This is a genomic window from Rhodoferax sediminis, assembly GCF_006970865.1.
In the GTDB taxonomy this organism is placed as follows: Bacteria; Pseudomonadota; Gammaproteobacteria; order Burkholderiales; family Burkholderiaceae_C; genus Rhodoferax_A; species Rhodoferax_A sediminis.
Genome location: NZ_CP035503.1, coordinates 1878740 through 1892725, shown reverse-complemented (window position 1 = coordinate 1892725; position 13986 = coordinate 1878740). Strand labels below are relative to the sequence as shown.

The following is a 13986-nucleotide window of genomic DNA, read 5'->3' as shown; positions in this document are numbered from 1 at the left end:
TCATAGGGCGCTGTGGCGCAGCAAATGACTCCCGCGCCGGGCCCGGTAAAGCAGGAATCCGACAATGCTGACGTTGAGCAGGTTCCACGCCATTCCATTGAGGAAGGCGGCACGGTAGGAGCCCGTGAAATCGAAAATCACACCCGACATCCAGCCCCCCAGCGCCATGCCGAACAGCGTCGCCATGAGCACGGTACCGACACGTGCGCCGGCCTCCCTGGGCGCGAAATACTCGCGCACGATCAGCGCATAGGCGGGCACGATGCCGCCCTGGAACAGGCCGAACATTCCGGACACCACGTACAGGGGCACCAGTCCCTTGAACGGCAGAAACATCAGCAGCGCAATGCCTTGCAGCACGGAGCCGAGCAGCAGCGTACGCAGGCCGCCGATCCGGTCGGAGATCCAGCCCGAGGCGAGCCGGCTGATGATGCCCATGCCCAGCATCAGCGACAGCATTTCGGCGCCGCGCGCCGCGCCAAAACCCAGGTCCCCGCAATACGCCACGATATGCACCTGCGGCATCGCCATGGCCACGCAGCAGGCCACGCCTGCGATGCACAGCAAGCCCTGCAGCGCGGCGGGCGACAGGCCCAGCGGACGAGCGGGGTCGACGCCGGTCAGCCAGCGGGCTCGCCCCGGCGGCGCCGCTGCGGTCGCCAACTCCGCCGGCGGCGCCTGCCGGCGCAGCACCAGCGCGAGCGCCGGCATGACCAGCAGGCTGAACACCCCGATACCGATATAGGCCTGGCGCCAGCCAATGCTGTCGATATAGTGCTGCAGAATCGGCGGCCAGACAGCGCCGGCCAGGTAATTGCCGCTCATGCAGATGGCCACCGCCATGCCGCGCCGGCGCGTAAACCACTGCGAGGTGTCGGCCACCAGCGGCGCAAATGTGGCCGAGGTGCCGAACAGCCCGATCAACACTCCCTGCGCCAGACTGAACTGCCACAGACTGCCCGCCAATCCCGCGACGATGAAGCCGGCGCCGAGGCCGGCGGACCCGATCAGCACGGTGGCCATCACACCAAAGCGGTCGGACAAGCGCCCCATCAGAATGCCACCCAGGCCGAAGCCGACCATCGTCAGTGTGTACGGCAGCGACGCATCGGCGCGCGCTACGCCGAAATCGGCCTGGATACGCGGCAGCACCACGGTGACCGAATACATGCCGGCGCCACCGATAGTCATCAGCAGCAGCGAGACGAGCAGCCGCATCCACGCGTAAGGGGATTCAATGTCCTGAGGGGATCCAGTGCGCGATTTCATGGCCGCTATTGGAACGCAAAATGCCGGCGTTGTCCCCATGGGCCCGGGGGCTGCGCCGCCCATCCATCAGGCCCAGTCCACCGGCTTGGAAAAATACCTGAAATAGCGCCGAAACTCCGGACTGACGCGTTTCAGCTCCACCCGGTGCGCCACCGACAGGCGCTTGAAGACCTTCTCGCCGTGCGCCGTCAACTTGACGCCCACTCGGCGCCGGTCCTGCTTGGACGGCTTGCGGCTGACGAACCCTTCCCTTTCCAGGCGATCCACGAGACCGACGGCACTGTTGTGCTTGATCAGCATCCATTGCGCCAGCTCGGTGATGGTGATCACCTCAGCCTCCGGGTGCCCCTTGATCGCCAGCAGCGCCTGGTACTGCTGCGGCGTCAAGCCCAAAGCGGCACACTCCTGTTCGCTGAAGAAATTGAACTGGCGCAGCTGGGCGCGAAACTCCGCCAGCATCTTGAATTCGTCGCTTTTCATTGTTCTGCTCGGCCGATGCGCCTCGCCTCTTCTGCCTTTTCCATTACGTGTACCTGACAGCATGCGCGCTCCAGCGCAGATCTTTCTTAGGGTTTTCGAGAGTTGGCTAATGTATCGTACCAAGATATATTTGCCACTATACCGTGCAAGGAATGCACAAAGCTGTTTTTTCTGGTAACGCGTTATTGCCACTTTGGTGAACGTCGGCTTGGAGGGGCGACGCGCCGACTTGCTGCCAAGCGCTGAAAGAAAAATTTGCGACCCAATGGCTGTGACCCGGGCCAAGATCAGGATCAATTTCCAAGAAAGGAAGCACATGTCAAAGTTCAAGCTCACCAACGAGGCGACATCCGCCATCTCGCGCCGTGACGCGCTGCATCGCAGCGCAGGCGTGGCTGGCGCCACATTGCTGGCCAGTTTCGGCGGCATCCAATGGGCCTATGCCGAAGATAAGCCGGCCATGGGGACCTGGCCAGCCGGGTCGCAGGGTGACACGGTTTTCATCGGCGCGGCCGTGCCTCTCACCGGCACCTATGCGGTGCAGGGCGCGGACGAGCTCAAGGGCATGGAGCTCGCCGTTGAGCACATGAACACCAATCACGAATTGATGAAAAAATTCGCGCCAAAGGTGAACAACGGCCTGCTCGGCAAGAAGGTGAAATTGCTCTCGGCCGACTCGGTCGCCAAGCCGAACCAGGCGCTGCAGGTGGAACAGACTTTCATCGGTCAGAACAAGATCATCATGATGACCGGCTCGACCTCGTCGGCCGTGGCGGTCGCGCTTAACAAGTTCGCGGAGCGCGAGAAGATTCTTTATCTGGCCGGGATCTCCGGTTCCAACGACACGACCGGCAAGGACTGCGTGCGCTACGGCTTCCGGCAAAACTTCTACGGCGAGACGGCGGCAAATGCGATCGGCCCCGTTTTGGTGAAGAAGTTCGGCAAGAATCGCAAGGCGGCGTTCATGACGCCGGACTACACCTATGGCCACACCACGACGAAATCTGTCAACGACTACCTGGTCAAGAACGCGGGCTGGACCATGGTGACCAACCAGGTGTCGCCGCTCGGCACCCAGGACTTCAGCCAGTATCTGACCAATATCGCAAATTCCGGCGCCGAATTCCTGATCAACGTCAACTGGGGCCGTGACGCCGTGTTGTCGACCCAGCAGGCCAAGCAGTTCGGCCTGCTCCCGAAGATGACGCTGGTCATCCCCTACCAGATTCCGTTCCTCGCCAAGGAGGTGGGGCCGGACATCACCGCCGGCGTTCTTGCGGCGACCGATTTCTGGTGGACGCTCGAGGACAAGTATCCTCTTGCCAAGCTGTTCGTCGAGTCATTCCACAAGAAGTACGGCTATCGACCGGAATGGGGTGCCCAGAACTCCTACGTCAGCTTCGCCCAGTGGGCACGGATGGTGACCGAAGCGGGCAGTTTCTATCCGCCCGACGTCATCAAGCAGTACGAGAAGGGTGAAACCATTCCGTCACTCCTTGGCGATGTCCACTATCGACCGCAGGATCACCAATGCATTCGCCCGGTTGTGATTGTTCGCGGCAAAGCCAAGAAGGACATGAAAAACGACGAGGACTTCTGGGAGGTGATTGAAATCGTGCCCGGCGAAAAGGTCACGCAGCCGGCCGACGCGTTTGGCTGCAAGCTCGGCGATTACACCTGACAGACAAGGACGCTCTACGGCCGGTGCAGGATTGGAATGCTTGCTGTCGCACATGATGGCAAGCATTCATTGTCCTCGCGGGCCGTTGGAGTATCAGTAATTCCGATATCAACATGAAATATTCAAATTGATCGCCGATCAGGACGGGACAGCGTGATCAACTGGGCAAACTTCATATCGCAATGCTTCAACGGCTTGGTGCTGGGCGCGCTGCTGGCGCTGATCTCCTCCGGCCTGACGATCATCTACGGCACCCTCGGCGTGCTCAACCTCGCGCACGGCGCGATGTTCATGCTGGGTGGCTATGCCGGCTGGGTGGCCTATACTTATTCCGGTTCTTTCATCGTCGCGGTCGTTGCCGGCTCGCTGTTCGTGATGGTGGTGGGCGTGGTGACCGAGCGCTTGATCATTCGCCATTTCTATGCACGGCCGCCTGAAGATCAGCTCCTCGTCACCTTCGGCCTGGGCATCGTCTTCGTCGAAACCGTTCGCTTCTTCTTCGGCAGCCTGTCGGAGACGGTGCCTCCGCCGACACCGCTGGCCGGTATCACGTCGCTCGGCTTCATGCTTTACCCGACCTATCGACTGGCGCTGCTCGGCATCGTCGCGGTCGCACTGCTTGTGCTGTATTTCGTGCTCTATCGCACCCGCATCGGCATGATCGTGCGTGCCGGAATCGAAGATTCGATGATGGTCAGTTCGCTCGGCATCAACGTCTACAAGATTTTCATGCTGGTGTTCGGCATTGGCGCGATGGCGGCGGGCTTCGCCGGCATCATCAACGCCCCGGTAGTCTCGATTGCGCCCGACGTCGGCGAAGCAATCCTGGTGCAAACCTTCGTCGTCGTCGTCATCGGCGGCGTCGGCTCCTTCCCGGGCGCGGTGCTCGGCGGCCTTATCGCCGGCGAGCTCATCAGCCTGACCTCGATGGTCGATCCCGCCTATTCCTATGTCGTGCTGTTCGTAGCCATGACGCTCGTGCTGGTGTTCCGTCCTCGCGGACTGCTCGGCACAGCGGGCCGTGAATAAAAAATAATTTACCGATGTCCAGACCACGTCGCTTCCTTGTCGAAATCCTGACGGCCGTCGCCCTGATTGCGGCGCCATTCGTACTGCCCCATCTCGGCTTCTCTCCGACCACGATCAATCGGATCCTCATTTGGGGCCTGGTCGGGATCGGTTTCGACCTCCTGTTCGGCTACACCGGCCTGCTTTCGTTCGGCCAGTCCGCATTCTTCGGCTCGGGCGGCATGTTCGCGGCCTACCTGCTGACGCAGACCTCGTTCACCAATACCATCGTGGCTCTCATTCTCGGCACGATCGTGGCCGGTGTCATCGGCTATCTGGTGGGCCTGGTCGCGCTGCGGCGCACCGGCATCTATTTCGCCATGATTACCGTGGCGATCGCCGAAGTCTTCTTCTTCGTCGAATTCAACCCGCTGTCAGCCTACACCGGCGGCGAGAACGGCCTGCCCGGCGTGCCGCCGCCGAACCTGAGCCTGGGCTTCACGAGCATCGAGTTCACCAGCAACCTGTCGATGTATGCCTTCTTCGCGTTCTGGTATTTCGTCGGGCTGGTGATCGCGCTGCGCATCGTGCGCTCGCCCGTCGGCCTGATGCTGCGCGCCATTCGCGACAATCCACTGCGCGCGCAGGCGCTGGGTCACAACATCCACAGCTACAAGCTGCTGGTTTTCGTGATCGCATCCATGTATGCGGGTTTCGGCGGTGGCCTGCTCGGCCTCATGCAGGGCTTCATGCCGCCCGACGCCTTTATGTTCGACACCTCGGGGCAAATCGTCATCATGACCGCCATCGGCGGCGCGGGCACTCTGTTTGGGCCGCTGCTCGGTGCGGCGGTCTGGCTCTACCTGAGCGATTTCTTCCAGACGATCTTGAACCTTGGCGCCACCTGGAAGCTAATCCTTGGGATCGTGTTCGTGCTTCTGGTGGTTTTCCTGCGCCGCGGCCTGGCTGGTGCGATCGTCGATCTGTACGACCGGGCAAGAGGTGGCAAGAAGACGGTGGCGCCGCCGATTGCCGCAGCGCCTGCGGCAACCGCATCGATGCCCATCACCAAGAGCGCGATGTCGGTCAAACACAAGGCGACCGCCAGCAAGACCGGTCCGATCCTGCAGGCGAGCGGCCTGACCAAGCGTTATGGCGGCCTGGTCGCCAACAGTGAAATCGACTTCATGGTTAAACACGGCGAGATACGAGGCATCATCGGGCCGAACGGCGCTGGCAAGACAACCTTCTTCAAGATGTTGACCTGCGAGATCGTACCGACCTCCGGAAAAATCGTGTTCGATGGCCGTGACATCACTGACTTGGGCGTGGCCGATGCCTGCCAGCTCGGGCTCACCAAGAGTTACCAGATCAATCAGCTCTTCGAACGCCTCACCGTCAGGCAGAACCTGCAAATCGCTGCACTCGGTGAGACCCGGGGCAAGTTCAGGCCCGACCTGTTCAAGAGCCTTTCAAAGGTTTCCGGTCTGGACGCGCAAGTCGAAGGCACTGCCGCTCTGGTTCATCTGACGGAGCGGCTCGATACGCCTGTGTCCGAATTGGCCTATGGCGAGAAGCGGCGGCTTGAGATCGGGTTGGCGCTTGCGACTTCGCCGAGCCTGTTGCTGCTCGACGAACCGCTTGCCGGCATGAGCACGCAGGAGCGGGTTGACACGGTGGCCCTGCTGAAATCGATTGCCCAGGGCCGCACGATGATCGTCATCGACCACGACATGGACTCGCTGTTCGAACTGGTCGAGAAAGTCACCGTGCTGCAGGAAGGACGTATCCTCGTTGAGGCGGCTACGCCCGATGAAATCAAGACCAACGCCGCAGTGCAGGAAGCCTATCTCGGCGGCGTGCATGAAGAGGTAGTGTTGGTATGAGCCTGCTTGAAGTCAGCGGCCTGAACAGTTACTACGGTGACAGTCACATCCTGTTCGATGTTTCGCTTCGCGTCGAGAAAAACGAGGTGGTGGCACTTCTGGGCCGCAACGGGGCCGGGAAATCCACAACGCTCAAGAGCCTGATGGGCGTGGTCAAGCCCAGAGCCGGAAGCGTCAAGCTCGAAGGTATGGAGATTGCCGGCAAGAAGGCGCATGACATCGCCCGGGTCGGCATGCAACTCGTCCATGAAGACCGCCGCATCTTCGGCAGCCTCAACGTGGAGGAAAACATCATCCTCGCCGGACTGACCGCCGACAACAAATGGCCGCTGGAGCGCATCTACGACATGTTCCCGCGGCTAAAGGAGCGGCGCGCCAGCCGCGGCACGGACCTCTCCGGCGGTGAGCAGCAGATGCTGGCGATCGCGCGAGCGCTGGTGCGGGATCCGAAGATCGTGCTGCTCGACGAGCCATTCGAAGGACTCGCCCCGGTCATTGTTCAGGATCTCGTGCGCATCTGCCGCAGCCTGGCGCAGGCCGGCCAGACCATTGTTCTGGTCGAGCAGAACCTCGCCGCCACGCTGGCACTGGCAAGCCGCGTCTACATCATCAACAATGGTCACATCGCGCATGAGGGCCCGGCAGCTGAACTCAAGACCCAGCCGGATCTGCTGCAGCGCTATCTCGGCGTTTAGGTGAAGCGGCCTTCACGGGGCCGGCTTCGACACAGAAAGCTCCCGCGTGTCGGAGTTGTCCGACAGCAAAGCAGGCGCTCTGTCTGACATTCGGGGAGGGGCATCGAGACTAGACTGAGGTATCCATTGGCGGAACCACAGGAGTCATCCATGCTCATACTCAATACATCCATCTCTTGTCGCGGCCTCACGTTATGTGCCTTGGGGGCCTTGTTGGGGGCGTCCGCGCTGGCTGCAGGCAGCCACGACTCATCCAGTGCCCAAGCGCAGTACCTGCAGGACCGTGCAGCCTGCAACGCCGGCCAGTCCAACGAAGATCGCGCTACGTGCCTGAAGGAGGCTGGCGCTGCGCTGCAGGCCGCCCGGCGCGGCGGCCTCACCAGCGCCAGCCCGACTGAGTATCAACGCAACGCCCTGCTTCGGTGCAACGAACAGCCGCCCGAAAACCGTGATGATTGCGTGGCGCGCATGCAAAACCCCGCCCAGGGCGATGTGGGCGCAGGCGGCCTGCTCAGGGAAGCAGAAACGCCCGTCAAATAACGGCATAGGCCAGGGCCGCCCCCGGCAGGGGAAATTCTGGCCCCGGCCCACCCGCTTCAAAGCCGGCGCGCAGCACAATCCGCTCGCCCGTGTAAATACCGGTAACAGTGTGAGCCGACACACCGGTCCTGTCGTCGCAAGTACAGGTTTCGACGTTGCAAGATGAGTTCACTTCTGGAGAAACTCGATGAAAAAACTGATTGCGCTCGCCCTGACTGCTTGCGTCATAGCCCCCGTCTACGCGCAGGTGGGGGTGTCCATTGGCATCAACCAGCCCGGTGTTTATGGCCAGATCAATATTGGCGGCTATCCCCCTCCTCCAGTGGTCTACTCGGAACCGGTAATCATCGCGCCAAGGCCCGTTGCCGGCCCGCCGATGTACCTTTACGTCCCCCCGCTTTATCAGCAAAACTGGCGCCGTTATTGCGGTCGCTACAACGCCTGTGGCCGACCCGTGTATTTTGTGCAGGAGCAATGGGTTCGGGACCGCTACGAGCGTGAACACCCCGGATGGCACGGCAATGGCCGCGGGTATGGCCATCGTGGTGACCACTGGGGTGACCGAGGCGGCGACCGCGGTGGTGACCACTGGGGTGACCGAGGCGGCGACCGCGGTGGTGACCACTGGGGTGACCGAGGCGGCGACCGCGGTGATGACCACCGGGGTGACCGAGGCGGCGACCGAGGTGGTGACCACCAGGGCGACAACCGGCGTTAAAGCGGTGTCAATTGACGCGTTGTAAGCGTCAGCCCGTGGCCAGGCAGGCAATCGCCTGTTGCATTCCCTGCTGGCCAAACGAAATGCCCTGAACCGTCATTGCCGCCTCGATGCCAGCCAGGCAGCCCAGAATCATCGCGGGGTTCATATCTCCCAGATGTCCGATGCGAAAAACACGGCCTGCGAGCGGTCCCAGACCGCCCGCAATAGCGACCTGGAACCGCTCCCGCGCCACCTCGCGCATCGCTTCGGGGTCGATCCCCGGCTGCACCAGCACAGTGGTGACCGATACCGAACGGGCCGCGGGTACCCGACCGAAGAACTGCAACGCCCCGCCCTCGCTCCAGCAGGCCACGGCAGCATGCACCGCACGCGCGATCAGCCGATGCCGTGCAATGACTTCATCGACGCCTTCACGAAAAATCAACGACAGCGCGGCGTCCAGCCCCATGAGCAGGCTTTGCGGCGGTGTGCCGCAAAATTTTCGATAGACCAGATCGCTGCTGCGACGGCCCCAGTCCCAGTAAAAGCGAGGTGCCGGATTGCGGCTGGCCACGGCCATCGCCACACTGTCGACCGCCACAAAGCCCAGCCCGGGCGGCACCATGAGCCCCTTCTGGGACGCGCCGATGACGACGTTGGCACCGAGGGCATCCATGGCAAACGGCGCCGCGCCGAGCGAGGCCACCACATCGACCACGAACAAGGCCGGATGACCGGTGGCGTCGATCGCCGCGCGCAGTGCGCGCAGGTCGCTGGTCAAGCCGCTCGCCGTATCGGTGTGCACGGCGAACACGGCCACGATTTCATGCCGGGTGTCGGCACGCAGCGCCTGCTCCACGGCATCAACGTCGATGGGAAAGCCCTCGACGCAAGGCGTACGCACCACACGGCCGCCGAGCGCCTCGGTCTGCACAGCCCAGGATTCCGAGAAGTGCCCGGTTCCCGGCACCAGAACCGTCTGCCCCGGCGCGATCAGATTGACAATCGCCGCCTCCCAGGCGCCGTGACCATTCGCGGAGTACATGAACACCTGTGCGCGCTCGGTCTGCAACAGGCGCTTGAGTCCGCTCTCGCAGGCCTCGATGACCGCCCCGAGCCGCGGATCGGCCAGGTCCATGGGCTGACGGCTCATCGCATGCACCACCTCGTCGGGCACCCGGGTCGGGCCGGGAGAATGCAGGGATCGGTGGCCGGGAATGCGTTTCGGTGCGTTCATGGTGTCATTGTCAGCAAGGTGAATTTGATCTTAATCGACACGGAGGTTTTGCACCGACACATCGGCTTCCCGCCTATAGTTGTCAGCACACACTGAGAAATACACTGACCTCACCGAAGGCGGCCACACCATGTCAATCCTCGTCGATCACTTCGACGGTGTGCTGGAAATCCGGCTCAACCGACCCGACAAGCTCAACGCGCTGACGTTGGCCATGGCCCGCGAACTGCTTGCCTGCGTTAACGACGGCCTGCAAAAAGCCAAGGGCATGCTCATGCTGGGCCGCGAAGTCAGTGCGACGGATGCAGAGCGGTGGGGATTGATCTGGACCGTGACCAACGACGAGCGCCTGGTCACGCAAGCGCGCGACCTGGCCCGGCAACTGGCGGCAACCGACCCGTCCATTCTGGGCGCAATGAAGACTCTGCTGCATCAGGAAACCATCGGCGATATTGCCGAGGCATTGCACCGCGAAGCACAGGCCCACGACAAGCTCGGGGGCCGACCCCCATTGCAGTGCTAACGAAAGAACCATCCCATGTCTCATCCAAATGTGTGGGCGCCCAAGGTGCTGGCGCTGTTGCGCGGCGGCAATGCCATGGCGGCGTTAGCCCAGATCAAAGTGGCCCCCAGCGTCAAGGACCTGCAGCAACTGCGTGCGGCGTTCGGTGCCGCAAATCTCGCGCCGCGTCTGCCCCATGTCGATGAGGCGATCGCCGACCAGATCGACGCCATGTCGGCCCCGCGCCTGCACCGCTCGCCCTAGAAACATAAACGCCCTCGCCCTTCAGCCCGCCCTCGGAGACGCCGTGCCCACCCCCATCTCAGACATCCACATCGCGCGCGCCGATCCGCTGCCGGAACCGCGGCTGTTGCGCGACGAACTCCCTGCGAGCGAAGTGCAGGCTGCCGGCATCGCGGCCTCGCGCGCCGCGACCCGCAACATCCTGCGTGGCCTTGACGACCGGTTGCTGGTGGTGGTTGGGCCGTGCTCGATCCATGAGCCCGAGTCGGCGCTGGAGTACGCCGCGCGCCTGCGCGAGATGGCGCAGCGGCTGGGCGAATCGCTGCTGCTGGTGATGCGCGTGTATTTTGAGAAGCCGCGCACGCGCATGGGCTGGAAGGGCCTGATCTACGACCCGGACCTTGACGGGCAGGGTGACATCGGCGAAGGCCTGCGCCACGCGAGGCGCATCCTGCTGGCGTGCGCGCACCTGGAGGTACCGGCGGCCTCTGAAATCCTGGACCTGGTCACGCCGCAGTACTACGCCGAGTTGCTGACCTGGGGCGCCATCGGGGCACGCACGGTGGAGAGCCCGTTGCACCGTCAGATGGCGTCGGCCCTGTCGGCGCCGGTGGGCTTCAAGAACGCCACCAACGGCAGCGTGGCCGCCGCCATCGATGCGATCCACGTCGCCGCCCAGCCGCATCGCTTTCCCACCATCTCACTCGAAGGCCGCGCCATGGTCATCACGACCACGGGCAACCCCGACGGCCACCTGGTGCTGCGCGGCGCCAGCGATGGGCCGAATTTTGATGCGGCCAGCGTGCGCCGCGCCACCGAGGCTTTGAGCCAGGCCGGCCTGCCCGCGCGGCTCGTGATCGATTGCAGCCACGGCAACAGCGGCAAGGACTACGCGCGGCAGCCCGCGGTGGCGGCCGATATCGCGCAGCAAATCGGCAGCGGCTCGGCCGGCATCTGCGGCGTCATGATCGAGAGCCATCTGGTGGAAGGCCGGCAAGACATCACCGACGGCCGCAAGGGCCTGCGCTATGGCCAGAGCGTGACCGATGCCTGCATCGGCTGGGACGCGACCGTGGAGGTGCTGGAAAACCTCGCGGCAGCGGTTCGCCAGCGCCGGGCGGCTTCCGGGTTTGCATCAATTCAGAATGAAATAGGCTTGTAGCCCAATCAGTATATGCACGTGCAGCTATTATTTTGATAGTTAACACGATCTCTGCCGCCGGCGCCAGACCGCGTCCCTTCATCGGCATCCCGGTCAGCTTTTTCCCCGCAGCGGGTCCAGCAGCGCGGACAACCCGTTGTGATCGATCTCGTGCATCAGCGCCAGCAGGCGGCCGATGTCGCCCGCCGGAAAACCCTCGCGCGCAAACCAGTTGAGGTAGTTGCCAGGCAGATCGGCAATCAGCCGGCCCTTGTACTTGCCGTACGGCATCTCAGTGGTCAGCAGGCGCTGCAACTGCTCGGAATCCATGCGCCTAACCCCCCGCCCGCTTGACCGTGCGGCCCTGCGCCTTGAGCATCTCGATCACCCGGTCGCAGTGATCGCCCTGCACTTCAATCACCCCGTCCTTCACCGCGCCGCCCGAGCCGCATGCGGCCTTGAGCTGCTTGCCCAATGCCGCGAGCGCGGGCGCCTCCAAGGCCAGTCCCTTGACCAGCGTCACGACCTTGCCGCCGCGGCCCTTGGTCTCGCGCGAGACGCGCACGATGCCATCCGTGGCCGGAATGGGCTGCTTCGCGCCGCAGACGCACAGCGCTACGGGTTGCCGGCAGGCGGGGCACATTCTGCCGGCCTCGGTGGAATAGACGAGGCCACCGCTGGCTTGACGGCTTTTCATGAGTTCAGTCCGGCACAAACCGGGCCGTGAACTTCACCATGTCGGCCTCGATCTCAAACGTCACCAACTGCCCCATCTTCATGTCGGCCAGCCGGCACGCGGCGAACAGGCTGTGCTTGCCCTTGAGGTGAAAGCTCGGCAGGTCGATCAGCGCATAAGGGTGCGGCACAAAAACCTCATGCAGGAAGACCTCGCGGTGCACGTTGCGCGGCGAGGGAAAGAGCTTGTAGGCGTCGGTGGTGATCGTGCGTGAGGCCATGATGTTTTCTCAGTGTTGCCCGCCGATCACGCGGGCCAGAAAGGCTTGCGTCCGCTCGTGCCGGGGGCGCGACAGCACCTCGCCGGGCGGCCCCGATTCGACGATGACACCACCGTCCATGAAGGCGATCTTGTGACCGGCGTCGCGCGCGAAGGCCATCTCGTGGGTCACAACAATCATCGTCATGCCGTCCTCGGCCAGGCCGCGCATCACGGCCAGCACCTCATCGACAAGCTCGGGGTCCAGCGCGGAGGTCGGCTCGTCGAACAGCATGAGCTTGGGCTGCATGGCCAGCGCCCGCGCGATCGCGACCCGCTGCTGCTGCCCGCCGGACAGGCGGCTCGGGTAGACGTCGGCCTTTTCGCGCAGACCCACGCGTTGCAGCAGTGCACGTGCGCGCTCGACCGCCTCGGCCTTCGATTCGCGCTTCACGTGAAGCGGCGCCTCAATAATATTTTCGAGCACCGTCAGGTGCGGAAACAGGTTGAAGCGCTGGAACACCATGCCGATGCTCGCCCGCTGGCGGCAGACCTCGCGCTCGTGCATTTCGTAAAGAAGGTCGCCGCGCTCGCGGTAGCCGATCAATTCGCCGTCGACCGACAGCCGCCCGGCGTCGATCTTCTCCAGGTGATTGATGCAGCGCAAAAAAGTGCTTTTGCCCGAGCCCGAGGGCCCGATCAGGCACAGCACCTCGCCAGGGGCGACGTCGAGGTCGATCCCCTTGAGCACCTCGTCGCGCCCGTAGCGCTTGTGCACGTCCTGCGCGCAGACCATGGCGCCCGTTCCTGCCGCCGCCCCGGGCTTGGTGTCAGCGCGCGCCATGCAGCCCCGTCCCAGAGCGGCCAAGCCGGCGCTCCACAAAATACTGGCCGATGCTGGTGATGGTCGTGAGCACCAGGTACCAGAAGGTTGCCACCAGCATCAGCTCGATGGTGTGCAGGTTGGCCGACGAGATGTTCTGCGCCGCTGTCAGCAGATCGCCGCCGGCGATCACCGAGACCAGCGAGGTCGCCTTCAGCAGCGAGATGAACTGGTTGCCCGCCGGCGGGATGATCACGCGCAGCGCCTGCGGCAGGATGATGCGGCGCATGGCCAGCGTGCGCGGCATGCCCAGCGCGAGCGAGGCTTCGTACTGGCCGCGATCGACCGCCAGGATGCCGGCGCGCACGATCTCCGCCATGTAGGCGGCCTCGTTCAGGCCGAGCGCGACGACGGACGCGACAAACGGCGTCATGAGCGCGTTGGTGTCGAACGGGCCGATGTGCTGGAACAGCAGCGCCAGGTTGCCCCAGATCAGGATCTGCACCAGCAGCGGCGTGCCGCGCAGCAGCCAGGTGTAAAAGCCGCTGCCCAGGCGCAACACCGGGCTCGCCGACAGCCGCAGGATGGCCAGCAAAACACCCAGCACCAGGCCGATCACCGCCGCCAGGAGGGCGAGCACGATGGTCGTGCGAAGCCCCGCCAGGATGGCCGGCGCGAACTGGTACTGCACGATCACCGAATGAACGATGTTCGGGTTGCGCCAGACCGAGACGGCCAGCAGCACCAGCAGCGTGCCCACCACGGCGCTGGTCAGCCAAAGCCCGGGCCGGCGCAGCGGCACCACACGCGTCATTGCGGCCCCCCGCAGCCGGAGCGTTCGCGGCTT

17 protein-coding genes are annotated in these 13986 nt (G+C 63.5%); 9 read left to right on the top strand and 8 right to left on the bottom strand.

Going from position 1 to position 13986, the window contains the following annotated elements:
- Together EUB48_RS09130 and EUB48_RS09125 are read right to left on the bottom strand one after the other, a co-directional pair.
- A complete protein-coding gene (locus EUB48_RS09130) occupies nt 1-1269 on the bottom strand; it encodes an MFS transporter (RefSeq protein ID WP_142818584.1) in 1269 nt (422 codons plus the stop codon).
- Nucleotides 1270-1335: 66 nt separating this feature from the next.
- Complete coding sequence (locus EUB48_RS09125; RefSeq protein ID WP_142818583.1) at nt 1336-1749, bottom strand: MarR family winged helix-turn-helix transcriptional regulator; 414 nt, start codon at nt 1747-1749, stop codon at nt 1336-1338.
- Nucleotides 1750-1945: 196 nt separating this feature from the next.
- Between EUB48_RS09125 and EUB48_RS09120 the strand changes: the two genes are divergently transcribed.
- The 6 genes from EUB48_RS09120 to EUB48_RS21340 all read left to right on the top strand — a co-directional run bounded on the left by EUB48_RS09120 (nt 1946) and on the right by EUB48_RS21340 (nt 8302).
- Nucleotides 1946-3430 (top strand): substrate-binding protein, encoded by a 1485-nt coding sequence (locus EUB48_RS09120; protein ID WP_210411719.1) that lies wholly within the window; start codon nt 1946-1948, stop codon nt 3428-3430.
- Nucleotides 3431-3583: 153 nt separating this feature from the next.
- Nucleotides 3584-4459, top strand: coding sequence for a branched-chain amino acid ABC transporter permease (locus EUB48_RS09115; RefSeq protein ID WP_142818582.1), 876 nt, complete (start codon nt 3584-3586; stop codon nt 4457-4459).
- 14 nt (nt 4460-4473) lie between these two features.
- Entirely contained in the window at nt 4474-6324 is a 1851-nt protein-coding gene (locus EUB48_RS09110; protein WP_142818581.1) for a branched-chain amino acid ABC transporter ATP-binding protein/permease, read from the top strand.
- The gene (locus EUB48_RS09105; protein ID WP_142818580.1) at nt 6321-7019 is read left to right on the top strand and encodes an ABC transporter ATP-binding protein; all 699 of its coding nucleotides are present in this window, start codon (nt 6321-6323) and stop codon (nt 7017-7019) included. Before EUB48_RS09110 ends, EUB48_RS09105 begins: the two co-directional genes overlap by 4 nt.
- 150 nt (nt 7020-7169) lie before the next feature.
- Complete coding sequence (locus tag EUB48_RS09100; RefSeq protein ID WP_244618380.1) at nt 7170-7559, top strand: hypothetical protein; 390 nt, start codon at nt 7170-7172, stop codon at nt 7557-7559.
- A 497-nt stretch (nt 7560-8056) separates the two neighbouring features.
- A complete protein-coding gene (locus EUB48_RS21340) occupies nt 8057-8302 on the top strand; it encodes a hypothetical protein (protein WP_168226725.1) in 246 nt (81 codons plus the stop codon).
- A 3-nt stretch (nt 8303-8305) separates the two neighbouring features.
- On the opposite strand, the gene EUB48_RS09090 is transcribed toward EUB48_RS21340, so the two are convergent.
- On the bottom strand, nt 8306-9496 hold the full coding sequence (locus EUB48_RS09090) for a pyridoxal-phosphate-dependent aminotransferase family protein (RefSeq protein WP_142818578.1): 1191 nt from the start codon (nt 9494-9496) through the stop codon (nt 8306-8308).
- Between the two features lie 130 nt (nt 9497-9626).
- On the opposite strand from EUB48_RS09090, the gene EUB48_RS09085 reads away from it, so the two are divergent.
- Genes EUB48_RS09085 through EUB48_RS09075 form a run of 3 tightly spaced genes read left to right on the top strand, consistent with a single transcriptional unit; the run spans nt 9627 to nt 11403 of the window.
- Nucleotides 9627-10019: an enoyl-CoA hydratase/isomerase family protein gene (locus EUB48_RS09085; RefSeq protein ID WP_142818577.1), complete on the top strand. Its 393-nt coding sequence runs from the start codon at nt 9627-9629 to the stop codon at nt 10017-10019.
- Nucleotides 10020-10034: 15 nt separating this feature from the next.
- The gene (locus EUB48_RS09080) at nt 10035-10262 is read left to right on the top strand and encodes a hypothetical protein (protein ID WP_142818576.1); all 228 of its coding nucleotides are present in this window, start codon (nt 10035-10037) and stop codon (nt 10260-10262) included.
- Between the two features lie 43 nt (nt 10263-10305).
- A complete protein-coding gene (locus EUB48_RS09075) occupies nt 10306-11403 on the top strand; it encodes a 3-deoxy-7-phosphoheptulonate synthase (RefSeq protein ID WP_142818575.1) in 1098 nt (365 codons plus the stop codon).
- Nucleotides 11404-11496: 93 nt separating this feature from the next.
- Here EUB48_RS09075 and EUB48_RS09070 read toward each other — a convergent pair whose 3' ends face one another.
- From EUB48_RS09070 to EUB48_RS09050, 5 genes are read right to left on the bottom strand one after another with little or no spacing between them, the layout of a single operon-like run.
- Nucleotides 11497-11712: a DUF3820 family protein gene (locus EUB48_RS09070; RefSeq protein ID WP_142818574.1), complete on the bottom strand. Its 216-nt coding sequence runs from the start codon at nt 11710-11712 to the stop codon at nt 11497-11499.
- Nucleotides 11713-11716: 4 nt separating this feature from the next.
- Entirely contained in the window at nt 11717-12079 is a 363-nt protein-coding gene (locus EUB48_RS09065; RefSeq protein ID WP_142818573.1) for a translation initiation factor Sui1, read from the bottom strand.
- Between the two features lie 4 nt (nt 12080-12083).
- Entirely contained in the window at nt 12084-12338 is a 255-nt protein-coding gene (locus EUB48_RS09060; RefSeq protein WP_142818572.1) for a hypothetical protein, read from the bottom strand.
- Nucleotides 12339-12347: 9 nt separating this feature from the next.
- Nucleotides 12348-13160, bottom strand: coding sequence for an amino acid ABC transporter ATP-binding protein (locus EUB48_RS09055; protein WP_274595967.1), 813 nt, complete (start codon nt 13158-13160; stop codon nt 12348-12350).
- On the bottom strand, nt 13147-13953 hold the full coding sequence (locus tag EUB48_RS09050; RefSeq protein WP_142818571.1) for an amino acid ABC transporter permease: 807 nt from the start codon (nt 13951-13953) through the stop codon (nt 13147-13149). Before EUB48_RS09050 ends, EUB48_RS09055 begins: the two co-directional genes overlap by 14 nt.
- Nucleotides 13954-13986: the final 33 nt, after the last annotated feature.

Bases quoted from the DNA above. Each gene is read 5' to 3' on its own strand.
- EUB48_RS09090 (WP_142818578.1), bottom strand. From the start codon at position 9,496: ATGAACGCACCGAAACGCATTCCCGGCCACCGATCCCTGCATTCTCCC.
- EUB48_RS09125 (WP_142818583.1), bottom strand. From the start codon at position 1,749: ATGAAAAGCGACGAATTCAAGATGCTGGCGGAGTTTCGCGCCCAGCTG.
- EUB48_RS09110 (WP_142818581.1), top strand. From the start codon at position 4,474: ATGTCCAGACCACGTCGCTTCCTTGTCGAAATCCTGACGGCCGTCGCC.
- EUB48_RS09080 (WP_142818576.1), top strand. From the start codon at position 10,035: ATGTCTCATCCAAATGTGTGGGCGCCCAAGGTGCTGGCGCTGTTGCGC.
- EUB48_RS09065 (WP_142818573.1), bottom strand. From the start codon at position 12,079: ATGAAAAGCCGTCAAGCCAGCGGTGGCCTCGTCTATTCCACCGAGGCC.
- EUB48_RS09105 (WP_142818580.1), top strand. From the start codon at position 6,321: ATGAGCCTGCTTGAAGTCAGCGGCCTGAACAGTTACTACGGTGACAGT.
- EUB48_RS09100 (WP_244618380.1), top strand. From the start codon at position 7,170: ATGCTCATACTCAATACATCCATCTCTTGTCGCGGCCTCACGTTATGT.
- EUB48_RS09055 (WP_274595967.1), bottom strand. From the start codon at position 13,160: ATGGCGCGCGCTGACACCAAGCCCGGGGCGGCGGCAGGAACGGGCGCC.
- EUB48_RS09085 (WP_142818577.1), top strand. From the start codon at position 9,627: ATGTCAATCCTCGTCGATCACTTCGACGGTGTGCTGGAAATCCGGCTC.
- EUB48_RS09060 (WP_142818572.1), bottom strand. From the start codon at position 12,338: ATGGCCTCACGCACGATCACCACCGACGCCTACAAGCTCTTTCCCTCG.
- EUB48_RS09050 (WP_142818571.1), bottom strand. From the start codon at position 13,953: ATGACGCGTGTGGTGCCGCTGCGCCGGCCCGGGCTTTGGCTGACCAGC.
- EUB48_RS09130 (WP_142818584.1), bottom strand. From the start codon at position 1,269: ATGAAATCGCGCACTGGATCCCCTCAGGACATTGAATCCCCTTACGCG.
- EUB48_RS09070 (WP_142818574.1), bottom strand. From the start codon at position 11,712: ATGGATTCCGAGCAGTTGCAGCGCCTGCTGACCACTGAGATGCCGTAC.